At 46.4% G+C, this 13,263-nt stretch carries 11 protein-coding genes; 5 read left to right on the forward strand and 6 right to left on the reverse strand.

The window, feature by feature from the left end; all coding sequences use genetic code 11:
* Positions 1 to 51 precede the first annotated feature (51 nt).
* The 4 genes from SPEA_RS21765 to SPEA_RS21780 all read right to left on the reverse strand — a co-directional run bounded on the left by SPEA_RS21765 (position 52) and on the right by SPEA_RS21780 (position 6,264).
* Positions 52 to 2,868, reverse strand: coding sequence for an immune inhibitor A domain-containing protein (locus tag SPEA_RS21765; RefSeq protein WP_012157337.1), 2,817 nt, complete (start codon positions 2,866 to 2,868; stop codon positions 52 to 54).
* Between the two features lies 1 nt (position 2,869).
* Positions 2,870 to 3,169: a hypothetical protein gene (locus SPEA_RS21770; protein WP_012157338.1), complete on the reverse strand. Its 300-nt coding sequence runs from the start codon at positions 3,167 to 3,169 to the stop codon at positions 2,870 to 2,872.
* A 143-nt stretch (positions 3,170 to 3,312) separates the two neighbouring features.
* A complete protein-coding gene (locus SPEA_RS21775) occupies positions 3,313 to 5,478 on the reverse strand; it encodes an MGH1-like glycoside hydrolase domain-containing protein (protein ID WP_012157339.1) in 2,166 nt (721 codons plus the stop codon).
* A gap of 189 nt (positions 5,479 to 5,667) precedes the next feature.
* The gene (locus SPEA_RS21780) at positions 5,668 to 6,264 is read right to left on the reverse strand and encodes a YhgN family NAAT transporter (RefSeq protein ID WP_012157340.1); all 597 of its coding nucleotides are present in this window, start codon (positions 6,262 to 6,264) and stop codon (positions 5,668 to 5,670) included.
* A 217-nt stretch (positions 6,265 to 6,481) separates the two neighbouring features.
* Here SPEA_RS21780 and SPEA_RS21785 point away from each other — a divergent pair, with 217 nt between their 5' ends.
* On the forward strand, positions 6,482 to 8,134 hold the full coding sequence (locus tag SPEA_RS21785) for a hypothetical protein (RefSeq protein ID WP_012157341.1): 1,653 nt from the start codon (positions 6,482 to 6,484) through the stop codon (positions 8,132 to 8,134).
* Positions 8,135 to 8,220: 86 nt separating this feature from the next.
* Positions 8,221 to 8,991, forward strand: a complete 771-nt coding sequence (locus SPEA_RS21790; protein WP_041411674.1) for an NRDE family protein — start codon at positions 8,221 to 8,223, stop codon at positions 8,989 to 8,991.
* Positions 8,992 to 9,220: 229 nt separating this feature from the next.
* On the opposite strand, the gene SPEA_RS21795 is transcribed toward SPEA_RS21790, so the two are convergent.
* Complete coding sequence (locus SPEA_RS21795; RefSeq protein WP_012157343.1) at positions 9,221 to 9,643, reverse strand: YybH family protein; 423 nt, start codon at positions 9,641 to 9,643, stop codon at positions 9,221 to 9,223.
* Positions 9,644 to 9,777: 134 nt separating this feature from the next.
* Between SPEA_RS21795 and SPEA_RS21800 the strand changes: the two genes are divergently transcribed.
* Both SPEA_RS21800 and SPEA_RS21805 read left to right on the forward strand, forming a co-directional pair.
* Positions 9,778 to 10,329: a lysophospholipid acyltransferase family protein gene (locus tag SPEA_RS21800; protein WP_012157344.1), complete on the forward strand. Its 552-nt coding sequence runs from the start codon at positions 9,778 to 9,780 to the stop codon at positions 10,327 to 10,329.
* Between the two features lie 64 nt (positions 10,330 to 10,393).
* Positions 10,394 to 11,020, forward strand: coding sequence for a LysE family translocator (locus SPEA_RS21805; protein ID WP_012157345.1), 627 nt, complete (start codon positions 10,394 to 10,396; stop codon positions 11,018 to 11,020).
* Between the two features lie 89 nt (positions 11,021 to 11,109).
* On the opposite strand, the gene SPEA_RS21810 is transcribed toward SPEA_RS21805, so the two are convergent.
* Positions 11,110 to 12,363, reverse strand: coding sequence for a mechanosensitive ion channel family protein (locus SPEA_RS21810; protein WP_041411176.1), 1,254 nt, complete (start codon positions 12,361 to 12,363; stop codon positions 11,110 to 11,112).
* Positions 12,364 to 12,554: 191 nt separating this feature from the next.
* Here SPEA_RS21810 and SPEA_RS21815 point away from each other — a divergent pair, with 191 nt between their 5' ends.
* The gene (locus tag SPEA_RS21815; protein WP_223296542.1) at positions 12,555 to 13,094 is read left to right on the forward strand and encodes a TonB-dependent receptor; all 540 of its coding nucleotides are present in this window, start codon (positions 12,555 to 12,557) and stop codon (positions 13,092 to 13,094) included.
* The last annotated feature ends 169 nt before the right edge of the window (positions 13,095 to 13,263 follow it).

Below are 13,263 nucleotides of genomic sequence, written 5' to 3' on the forward strand. Positions count from 1 at the left end.
TTGGCTGTTATGTAACAGCTAAAAAAAGCCCGTGAATTGGGCTTTTTGTATTTATGATTGTTGGCGTCGGTGCGCACTCAACAAGCCAAGCACCAATACAGAAAGCCAACCTAAACTCCCTCCACCCGATGATTCACCACCATTATCGACAACTGCAGCCGCGGTTACCGTTATGGTGGCACTCTTCTTCGCCGTTTGCCCCATACTGTCTGTCACTGTCAACATCACGGTATAGCTACCAGCTGTACCATAGGTATAGCTAGGTGAAGCTGCCGAGCTAGTATTACCATCACCAAACTCCCACTGATAGCTCAACTCGCCATTGCCGCCTGTAGATTGATCCGAAAAACTCACCTGCAAGTTAGAGATACTATGAGTAAAATCGACCTCAATAGCAGAGCCCACTACAACATTGAGATGATTAATAAAGCTTGCCCCATTACCGTCAGTCACAGTTAGCGATACTAAGTAATTACCATCTGTCGCATATGTATAGCGAGGAGATGCCTCTGTGCTAGTCGCACCTGTGATACCAAAATCCCAAGTGTAAGTATAATGACCATCACCACCGCTGGCATTGGCGGAGAAGCTAGCCTCTCGACCTTGTAAGCTATAACTAATGCTTGTATTCAGCTCTTGTGAATCGGGCGGCGTTTGACTGGTATACCTAAGCTGCACTGTAGCATTGCTGCTATTACTCGATTGAGCCATCACCTCCATAGTGAGTCCAAGCTCTGGTAATACCGTTCCTGATTCTGGTTGTAGCGGCGCACTATAATCATTGGCATCATCGAATAGCTTGGCGCCACTTAAGTGATCATCGTTAAAATAGCTCGACTGGTTAAATAGACTGAAAGCGGCATCTCTCACCTGTACACTAGAGTCATTGCTGCCAATTAGATTCTGGTCGGCATCGACCACACTAATTAAGCTATAACCTGGATGATTACTGACTTCATTATCGCTGTACTCTTGGTTTTCAAACCAGAGTACGACTCCAGGATCATAAGATTCAGATTTAAGCCCTTTATCAATCCCTTGTTGGCTTCTTAGCTGGACAATGTAACGCCTGTCTTTACCCGGACGCGTATTGCCCACCCGAATAAATCCCGCATAGGCAATATCTTCATCCAGCTCGGCGCCATTAGAGAACACCGTTTCGGTATCATCGTGTTTGATATTAATGTCATCAATCACTATGCCATAGTCCCCCACAGCTGGATCGGTCACGTAACGAATAGAAAGCCGTACCTCTCTTCCTGCATATGGGCTTAAATCATAGGAAAGATTAACCCAAGCATCGGTACCTTCAGCTGCAGCCAAATCACTAGACTTACCGGTAATAATGTTGCGTTCGTGATTACGCAAGTTACTCGCTTTAGTGTAAAGCCCTGCTATCGCAACACCATCGACCATCACCTGAGCATAATCATAATCTTCCTCAATGCTCCAGTGTGCCTGCATGGTTAACGTAAGCGGCGACACTGCAGGTAGATCGATATCAAATGACATGGCATGATTTATCATATGGCCTTGAGCAGAGTAATACTGATACTTGCCGCTATAGGGCTCCTTAAAATCAATATCAACAGCGGGCACGGCAATCGATATCTGATTAACCTTATCGTGATTTATGGCTTCAGCGAGATTGAGGTCTAAGCCTGAACTGGTGATCGAATCTAATGCGACTGTCTGCTCTGTGACCCAGTTTCCACCGTAGATACTCTGCAGATAAGAGCGAGCATAAGGACTAAAACCTGTAGGTAAGGAGCCTGCAAGCTCACCCGCCCAACTTCCGCCTGCCATAATTGACCAGAAGCCTACAGGCGAGCCTTTACCTAGCGATGTGGTGTCATATTCATCGGGCAGTCCTAAATCATGGCCAAACTCATGTACACACACGCCCAGCGCGGCGTCGATAGGCTGAATGGTATAGCCGGAAAGCTTCATTGCAGTCCCGGGTAAGCGATAACTACCGCCATCGACAAAAGAGCGATGGGACCAGATCGCATCGGCGCCCAACATGCCCCCACCCGCCTCTTCGCCTATGCTGGAGTGGAAAATCATCACATGGTCAATAATGCCATCGGCTTCATTGGTTATGCCGTTATTATTTGAGTCAAAAGGATCTTCGATATCGTAACTGGCTAACTCTGCATCACTCATACCTGCAACGGCTGCAGCAACAGCCTCTTTGACTAAGTCAGAAACCGCAATATCGTTATCATTATCGTCGGGATCATTGCCCCCATAAAACGCCGCATTGCTTGCTGCGCGGTACCAGCCTTTAACATCACCAGTAAAGAAGAAACTGCCGCCTGATTCAGCCAGATAGTATTGATACCCTGTCATCAAGGTTTGCCCTTGAGGGCCTTCATAACCTGAATTTGAAAATAGCAGTGAGCGATAATGTTCAACGGAATAGTCGTTATAAAACATTTGGGTATCGCTGCTAGTTAAGCCATTGTCATCGTGGGGCAGGTCAGGAAAATCGATAAGAACGGTAAGCACCTTGACCGTTTTGCTCTTAAAGCCTTCTACCTGGCTATCGGAATAACTCATCGACTTAGAGCGCTTTTCAACTTGATCTAAACGCTTTCTTTGCTGCTGCGCCTGAATAAGCGGTAGCTTTTTGTTACCATTTGCTCTCTTGGTAAATTCGGCAATCGCTTGCTCTTTTTCCGCATCCGTTGCACTAGCAGCAAGCTCTCCACGCTTAATTAACCAATAAAGAACCTGCTCCTTATTGATAATATTGGCATCGGCTGTCGTGCCACCAAACATAGGCGCTGCTAGAGCGGTAGGAGAGAATGAAATTAATGAGGCAAAAGCTGCTGCCAACAATTTAGTGCTAAGAAGTTTATTCATGCTACTGACTTCCTTTTTTACAATCTTGGAATGCCTGCTGACGCTTGCGGATGTATTCGATAACCACCGCTTCCGCTTCAATTTCAGTCATCTGTTCGGTAATCAAGCCTCGCTGCTTAAGGTTAGCCTCGAGCTTAGCTGTATCTTTGATTGGTGGTGTCGAACTACATAAAATATCTTTACGAGGAACATCACTATGTGGATCCGTCACAGCAGGCTGCTCTATTTCTTGAGAACGGCTGTTGCAGGCCGACACAAATACAAAACTAAGGAAAACAAATACTAGAAGAGAAACTTTCATAGGCTACCCAACACTACTGAATCACAAAACAATAACAACAACAGTAGAACATTAACAGTCGAATTAATGTATTTAGGCAGCCTATTTTAAAACATCAGAATTATTGGCAAACTTTCATAATGTTAGCAATTAAAGCTCCATGACTATTCATCACCAACGTCGGTTAACCATGACTGATAAATGAGCAACAATACCGAAGCTGACCAGCTAAAGTTGGTGCAGTGCAACCCTTCTCCTGTTAGCGGGTTATAATTTTCACGAATTGGACTCTGCCCAAGGATCCCCTCTCCTTGCACCACCAATTGCTTAGCTAAACTCTGGGCTTGCTCATGATAACCGTAGCGCTCGACCCCTTGTAGACCGAATAATGCCTGATCTAACCATACTGGACCTCGCCAATACTTAGCCGCCGCAAAATTAGGACTATCGGCACTCACCGTCGGGAACGGAATTAAGGTGCCAAATTGCGTCTCATTAAGATGTCGCTCTACGATAATTTTGGCTTGGGCCTCACTGGCCGCTCCAGCCCAAAGCGGGATCCAGCCCTCGACGCCTTTACCTTGCTTAACCATCAACTCGCTACCGGTTGGCGTATAACGAATATCATAGAAAAAGCCTGACTCGGCATCATACATCTGCATCTGAATTTGTTTTGCTAGCCGAGTGGCTGCAAGGTCCCATTTTTCTGCTGCGCTTTCATCGCCGAGTACAGCCGCGATCTGCTCTAGAAAACGTTTCTCCGCATAGAGATAAGCATTAAGATCCACCGATTCTTGGGATACAGAATAACCAACGAGCTGGCCCCCTTGGCGGTTTTGCCATATATCTAAGGCGTCATCCATATCGAAGCGCGGCGCATTATCCATCCCCGACTCCCAAGCTGCGGCTTCGATCACCGCTTGCGGGTTAATCGATCCATCCTCATTGAGGTGCATAGGATGGAGATTGGCACCATACTCGGCTAGGCCATTATCATTGTTGTCACGATTGCGATACCACCACTCGTGATAGGCCACAAGCTTGGGATACATAATGTTAAGAAAGGCTTCATCTTTATCCTGCAGATAAATTTGCCACACGGCCCAAGCGGATAGTGGTGGCTTACCATTGCGCTCATTCCAATTGCCGCCCTCACCACCACGTTCGCGGTCTTTATTATAAAAAATAGCATCGGGAAGATTGCCCGCATCTTGCGGTCTCAGCGGATCCTGCGACGTAAATTGATAATCGAACATGGCTAAAACATTAGACTTGGCTAATTCGGGATCGAATCGCGCTAAGGCGACGGCTTGCTTCCAGCTATCCCATGCCCATACACCGTTAAACCACTTATAGGTAATCGAAGGCGTTATCGCATCATGTTGTAGCGCGCCCGCCGGACTGCGCCAATTGTGCACTAGGGTTAGCATGCTTTTTACTGCGAGTTGACGAGAGCTCTTATCTCCTCCTTTGATCGCCCTATCGAGCCTGGCTTGCCACTTGGCCTGATTATCCAGCAACTGACTGTCAATCTTGCTCCAATCGGGCGCTTGATGCGCCGTTCGCTCGGCTTGGGTGTGGAAATAGCGCTGCGCCGATATAAACGTATGCTGCTGCCCCGCATCTAGAATCATGGGCTCAGCAATGGCGCGATAACCCGATTGCTCATCGAGGGTAATCTTCATATCTCGATCGAACCACAACTCATACTCGGCATCGGCTAGCTGAATTCGCCAAGTTTCCATGATTGGATTGAGCTGCCAACTAACATGGTTAGCGCTCACTTCAGCCTGTTTGATTAAGCGGTAATCGGCAAGTGAGGGGTGAGAACTAAAGGGTGTACCGTGCCAGACGAGCTGCCAAGTTTGAGGCTTGTTAGATAGGTTAACTAACTCGGTGCGGATCACCGCGGTGCGATTATCGCTATAGCTGAGAGATAAATTAAGTTGAAAATCAGACCAGGTAAACGACTGTACTAAGGCGTCTGGCCTGCTATAGATCTCGATTCGACTGGCGCTATCCAGTGACACAAATTCATCTTTATCTATGTTGATCAGCTGCAAACGTTGCAAGCTGTCACTCAAGTGCAGGCTGTACTCTTGGGCGATAAACAGCGGGCCAGTAAAGCTGCCGTAATAATCGGCATTATCGGGCAGGTGAAAACCATGCCAAGCACCTTGGTCGGTATAAACTGAGCCTATGGTGAGATTGCCCTTATTATCACGCTGCTCCATCGAGGTTGGCGTGCCTTGATAAGGCAGTAGATTTTGATAATCGGCAGAATCAAGCGAAGAGAGGCTAGCGATACAGAGTAAGAGGCAATTCAGCATGAGTTATTGTTATTTTTGAATATAATATCCTAAGTATTACAGGCTAAAATTTAATCTGCAAGCGCGATTAACTTTAGATTAACAAACTAAAATAGCAATCCAGCTCATATTTCAACCAATAAACGTCAACGAATTCATCTAAGCGACTACGGTGCAATGTGGCAGCTTAATATAGGTCGTCATAGACGTTTATAGCCCGGTGTGGCTAATGTAATTGGCGACACCATCGAGAAACATCTGCACCGAGATCATCACTAATACCATGCCCATCAAGCGTTCAACGGCTGTCAGCCCCTTTTCGCCTAGAACCTTAGTGAACACCTTGTAGAAGAGTAGAATTACCGCACTCACGCCCCAAGCAGACACTAAGGCGATGGTCCAATCAAACATGCGCTCATTGTCTGTGTGTGCCAATAGAATCAAAGCCGCTAGCACCGAGGGACCTGCCATTAATGGAATGGCCATCGGCACAATAAATGGTTCTTCTCCCGCGGCCAGTCCAACCACACCACCGGGCTGAGGGAAAATCATTCGAATCGCAATTAGGAATAAAATAATACCGCCGGCAATACTCACTGACTCGGTACGCAAGTTAAGGAAGTTAAGAATCGCCTCTCCCGCAAACAGGAATAACATCATGATCACTAAGGCGAATAGCAGTTCACGGATCAAAACTCGACGACGCTTCTTCGGTTCAATATGGCGCAAGATAGACGCAAATATGGGTAAATTCCCCAGAGGATCCATAATGAGGAATAACATGACTGCCGCTGAAAAAGTATCCATAGATAAATGCTTCTATTCGCCGTAAAAAATACTATTCTATTATCTTTAGCGACAAACTAACAAATGAGCATCAAAAAAAACCATTTAATACCACAACACATGTGAATTTAATACCAATTGAATATCAATGTAAATTCAATATAGGCCTCTGCTAATTATCCACAAGGCTGGTATACTATGGCGCTTTTCTCGCTCTCGCGGTTTAAATTGGAACTCAATGCTGTATCTATTAGCTAGCTGCATCGCACTATTATTAGGCCCACTGTTTTATCGATTCTTTTCGACAGGCAATGGACTACAAAAAGGCCTAGACGGATTTATATTCGTTTCTCTGGGCGGTTTAGTGCTGGTTCATATTCTTCCAGAGCTATTAGAGCATGGCGGGTTTCTAGCGATTGTGTTTGTGATAATCGGTATATGGGGCCCCACCCTTAGCGAACGACTTTTCCACCGCTATTCAGAAGTCACCCATAACCTCACCTTAATCTTAGGTATTGGCGGACTATTACTGCATACCATCACAGATGGTGGCGCGATGATTTTGGCTCAACAAGAAGGTAACTCCCCCTTGTTGGCGCTGGGGATCATCTTGCATAGGCTGCCTGTCGGTGTAGCCATCTGGTGGTTACTCAAGCCACAAGTCGGCAGTCGCTGGGCTATGGTGGTACTCGCCGCAATGATGCTACTCACCGGCTTCGGTTACTTTGCCGGAGAGCAAATGCTGTCTCACTTAAGCCTTGAGAATACCGTTTATTTACAAGCTTTTGTTACGGGCTCCATCCTGCATGTAGTGCTACATCAGCCCCATGGCAACCCAGTAACTGACAAGCAAGGCAAGTATGAATACCACGCTGGGATAGGTAGTTTACTCGGTATCGCTCTACTATTTTTACTGCTGATGATGGATTCAGGCGGTCATGACCATCATCACAGCCATAGTCACTCAACCGAGCACCTACTCGATTGGATGCTGACTATCGCGCCAGTTTTACTCCTCAGTTATGCCGTAGCGAGTCTGCGTTTCCACTTTGGACTCACGCCTCACAACGACCAGCTGAGCAAGCTTTGGCTGCAAAGATTACTCGGCCCAGAAGCTATCATCATTACCGGCTTACTACTTGGCCCGATGTTTGCGCTGATCCAAGCGGTCTCGGTGGCGATAATTGGCTGGCAGCTCACTCGCTGTAATGTCGAACCTACCGACCCCCATGATGCTCTGCCTGATTCGGCTTGGCGTTTTGGTTTCGCACACTTGGTCGATCGTAGTGCGCCATGGATCTTGTTGAGCCTAGTACTAGCAAATCTCATCGGTCACCCAGCCGTACCACTATCTAGCCCGTTAGTGCAGGTGTTAGTGCTGTTATTGGTATTTTTACCGATGCGATTCTGTAATTTAGGTGCCGCAGTGTTGTCTTTATCTCTGGCATACAGTGGCTGGACAACGACGGCCGTGCTCTTGCCATTAATCGCCGCACCAATATTTAATATTGCCCAGTTAAAACTGATGAATTGGACTCAAAGAATCAGCTTATTTGCACTTCTGATAGCATTGCTTGGGGCTATTGAGTTATTGCATCCTAAGTGGCAGGCCTTAGTGCACCTGCCTGCGACACTTAACAATATCTGTTTGATCATTGTGGCCATCTTGTTTGCCACCAGCTTGTTACGCCTTGGACCACGCAAGTTCCTAAGCCGACTCATGCTGCTTAAGCCGAAGGCTCATCACCACGATCACAGCCACTCGCACAGCCATGAGCCTAAGCATGAATATGAGCATAGCCATGCTCCTAAGCACGAGCATAGCCATGAGCACGGTCATAAGCCTAAGCATGAACACCAGCATAGTCATGATCACAAGCATCATCATTAATAGTCGCAGTCTCTAGTCAGCTGCCGCTAGCTTTTCTAAGTCATGGGCATTAACCTGTATCCATGACTTAGATTTGAGCTATGTTTATGTGCATTCTATTTGTTGCTCTGCAGACTCACCCCGAATTCCCCCTTATTATCTGTGCAAATCGTGATGAATTTCATCATCGGCCCACCCAAGCCGCTCATTTCTGGCCCACGTCGAACTCGTCAAACAAACTGTTAGCAGGAAAGGACTTAGAGGCCGGTGGAACCTGGCTCGGGGTAAATCAGCAGGGGGAAATTGGCGGATTAACCAATATTCGCGCACCAGAGCTCAACCAAAATGATATGAGAAGCCGTGGTGAGCTAGTGCTAAAAGCCTTAGGTGATGAGGGCATAAATCAAGATTGGTTGCAGCTGCATAGCCGTTTCTACAATCCGTTTAACTTGCTCTTTGGCGACGAAAATAAGCTGCAATGTTTCGATAGTCGCAGCCAAAAATTGAAGCAACTCTCGCCAGGGTTTCACTCGATAAGTAATGGTGCACTCGATGATATCTGGCCCAAAATGGCGCGCGGCAGCCAGGCGATAGAGCAACATATTTCTAGTCATAGCACTCCTGATATCGACGCACTACTTACGATTATGATGGATAACACCCAAGCACCCGATAGCGAACTTCCGCAAACAGGGGTCAGCATTGAGTGGGAGCGGCACCTGTCTTCAATCTATATCCGGCATGAAGAATACGGCACACGTTCGACGAGCATTATTTTGAAAGACAAGCAGGGCAAGATACATTTCACCGAGGTGAGATATGACGGCAAAGGCCGTAATTTAGGTCGAGACGAGTTTACGATAGCATCGGGTGAATAAACGCACGCCAGACTCGTTTGCGTTACTTTTTAGCGTGTTTGACCAGATAAATTGAGCCGACAAGCAACACTACAGCAGGAATAAGAAACACCATACCTTTCTCCTTGTTTATCAATTAACATTCACTATAGCTTAACTTAGCTCTGTTTATCAAAACAGAGCCAAATGCGCCAATATTGCAACTTACTATTGCAAAGATAGCAGAGCTATTTAAGAAGCAGATGCTTCACTAATCAGAGGTGTGGTCATGAGTGATCACCCAACGGTCATCGATTTTCTCGACCAAGAGCGTGAACACGCCATTAGGGTTGTCTTTAGCGCGATCCAGTGACCAACGGCCGACAACTATAGCCGCATAGTTGCTGAGCATCTTGATCTCTTTAATCGTAAAAGTCAGCGAGCCTAAGGTCGCTTTATCGGGATAATGTTTCTTATAGGCGGCAAGTGTTTCTGCCCAGCCATAACGGAATTTACCATTGGAAACGAAGCGCATTTTGTCACTGTTCCAATAGCCCTGCATATAAGCATCTAGGTCACCGCGATTCCATGCAGCTTCCTGCTCGGCCAAAATATTTGCAATATCATCGGTTGGCACGGCATGAACGTTAAATGCCAAGCACAACAATAAGACACTGATTACTTTTTTAAACATTGCCTCTCTCCAATCTGGCTCTATTGGGTGTACTATACCTCAAATATCTATCCGGGGTATTACAACCAATACCTATTGGCTAAAGCCCCTGAAAGCAACAATACTCATATTAAAGGCTGGACGGTTTTCGTTATATGTTTCAACTATTTTGGAAAGGGCTGCTAAAACTTATTGGCTGGAAAATTTCCGGCGAGCTGCCAAATGATAAACAATTTATTGCCATCGTTGCGCCACATACCAGTAACTGGGACTTCATCATTGGTGTAATTGCCCGTGGTGCATTAGGCGCTAAAGTAAACTTCTTAGGAAAACATCAATTGTTTATCCCACCTTGGGGTTGGTTTTTCCGCGCCATCGGCGGCACACCTGTTGATAGGCGTAAAAGCAATAATCTAGTCGATGCTGTGGCTGAACTATTTAAGACTAACCCTAATTTCCGCCTAGCCTTAGCGCCAGAGGGCACCCGTAGTCCCGTGTCTCGTTGGAAAACAGGCTTTTACCATATCGCCAATAAAGCTCAGGTGCCCATCATCACAGTGGGACTCGATTTTGGTCGAAAAACCGTAGTGATTGCCGAAGGCAAAATGCCAACGGGCGATATTCGACATGAAATGAATGAGATAGTCGACTTCTACCGCTCGATTCAAGGCCGTCACCCAAAGGTCATTCCAGACTACATTCCTTAGCATATTGCCTAAATAATATCTGGCAGCTATAGTGCTGCCAGATATTCCAAATTGTATAAAATTTATGAGCTTCGATACCTGGTTACTCTACCTATTCGCCATCCTATTGATTGCAGTGTCTCCCGGCACTATGGCTGTACTGTCTATGGGCCACGGTATTCACTACGGTAAGAGCCGCAGCATTGCGACGGCATTCGGTAGTGTAAGCTCGGCGCTGATCCTTATGATGGCCTCAGCTGCAGGCCTAGGTGCTTTGCTAAGTGCCACCGAGTATGGCTTTACTGTATTAAAGTGGTGTGGCGCAGCTTACCTGCTGTTTCTTGGCATTAAGTTATTGCTTACTAGAGGTGATGGCAAAGGGCTGGAACTCAAAACCACCCAAGGTAAAGGCACACCAAAACAGCTATTCAAGCAGGCCTTTCTGGTCGGCATTAGTAATCCTAAAGATCTACTGTTTTTCGCCGCTCTATTCCCTCAGTTTATTGATATCAGTGCACCGCAAGGGCCGCAGCTTGCTATCCTCGCCACAACTTGGGCCGTGGTCGATTTTAGCTTCGTGATGATCTACGCCAGCATGGCCAATGTGCTTGCGCCAACATTGAAGTCGAGCAATAGACTGCATTGGTTCGATAGAACCAGCGGTGGGGTATTTGTGGCTCTGGCAGCGATTTTAGTCAGCCGCGAAAACTAGTTTATCTGTAAGCCACAAAACAAAAAGCCAAGTTTAATACTAAAATACTCATTAGTTTTAACTTGGCTTTTTAGTGCGAGCTTAACGCACTAATGCTTTAAGCTGCGCACATCCGCTCCTGTAGGCCCTTGGAATACTCGCAAGCCAAACTCTGGCAGAATCGAAAAGATATGATCGAAAATATCGGCTTGGATCCCCTCGTAAAATTCCCAGCGGGTATCGTTAGTAAAGATATAAAGCTCGATTGGTACACCGAGTTCGGTCGGCGCGAGCTGGCGTACCATCAGTGTCATATCTTTACGGATCTTATCGTGCTGTTGCAGGTACTCCTGAACATAAGCTCTAAAGGTACCTAGATTGGTTAGATGACGACTATTCACGTACATATCCGCATCTTCAACTTGAGCGTTATATGTAATGATCTCCGCCGATTTAGCAGAGAAATAGTCCTTAAGATGATTGATCTTGCTTAAACTGCGCATATCCTCTTCAGTTAAAAAACGCACCGATTGAATATCTATCTGTAGCGCGCGCTTAATTCTACGGCCACCGGATTCAGACATGCCACGCCAGTTTCTAAAGGAGCCAGAAGTTAAAGCGTAAGCTGGTAGCATGGTCAGTGTTTGGTCAAAGTTACGTACCTTAACCGTGGTCAACGACACCTCTTCAACCGTACCGTTAGCGCCAAAGTTATCCATCTCGATCCAGTCTCCGGGGCTCACCATACGGTTAGCAGCCAGCTGAATCCCCGCCACAAAGCCCAAGATAGTATCCCTAAATACCAACATGACTAAACCGGTTGCAACACCTAAACCACTTAAGAAATAGACTGGCGATTGGTCTGCTAAAACCGAGATTGAGATGATGATAGCGACGAAAAACATGAAGAGTTTAGCCAGCTGTACAAAGCTCTTAATCGGCAACCTACGGCTGACTAAATTATAATCGGCTATCTCATTAGCTGCGTCCAAGGCGCTATAAACCGCGCGAACAAACAAGATAACGATAGTCACATCGAGCAGGCGATCGCTTAGACTGCTAAGAACCTTGTGGTCATTCAAGGCCAGCGGCAACAAAATATTCAAGATAATAATGGGTACAAGTATGGCTATCTTCTCCAATACTTGATGACGCATAAAGATGTCATCCCAATGCGCCTTAGAACGCAGAATAACCATATTCATGGTGGTCACCACTCCGCGTTTTACGAAGAAATAACCGATAAAAGCCACCACAAAACATGCCAGCACCATAATCGCGCTCGACACGCCATCAGACGGTTGAGTGTTGATGCCAATATTAGTTAACCACTGAGCAATCGCAGCGCGTAATTCCTGATCCAAAGTCATTCTCCAATTCTTGCGCGCTCAAATGAGCATTCAACGAGTCAAAACCTATCAACATTAACCTCGATAGGTTGAAACATAACCCTTACAAACATCTATTATACAAGTCATTTTAGCACTCTTGGTTGACTGTAAACCAAAGATTTAGAACAATCTATCACCATCAGCTAGCCATTTTAATTGAGGGAATGATGATTCGATACTTGATAGCCAGCCTATTTGCGCTTACTTGCCACGGCGTCATGGCAAATGACTTCAGTCTAGAACCTGAGACCAAACCCGCTCCAGTTATGGCTGTAACTCTAGACTATATTCCAGCTGCAGAAGATATGTATGGCGTTACCTTTGCGCCTCGTCACTACGACCGAGATTATGCCGATTGGGGTTATTACATAGGCTATGCTCAGAGTAAAAAAGAGGATGTGTATGTTGAGCCCCCAGGAGAAGCCTATACCCAAGACTCTCTCTGGCGCTTTGGCGTTAGCTACTCACTGACTAGCGAGCTCAGCCTCTATGGTGGCGCGACTGCCTACATCACTGAGTACTCCTCCACCACCAATATCGTGCCTTATGTTGTCGGCGCAGAGCCTGTCTGGGAAACCGATAAAAATACGACTTGGGGAGCAGAAGTCGGCCTACGTTACGTTCTCGGTAAACACCTCACCCTTGGCGCTGGCTACAACTCAGCGACCGAATCAGCAATATTTAGTATCGGCTATTCGATGTAAAAGCGTTTGCTATCACTCGCATACAAGCCCAGCCCTCTCACGCTCCATAATCATTAGAGGGCTAGTACTAGATACTCATAGCTAGCCCACTAAACCTCAGTAACCAATTACTACTAATCAGCATTCCCCCGCCATGTTGCACCAACAAGGCAAGTTGCCTCTGCCAGCC

Origin of the sequence: Shewanella pealeana ATCC 700345 (assembly GCF_000018285.1) — a bacterium.
Lineage (GTDB): Bacteria > Pseudomonadota > Gammaproteobacteria > Enterobacterales > Shewanellaceae > Shewanella > Shewanella pealeana.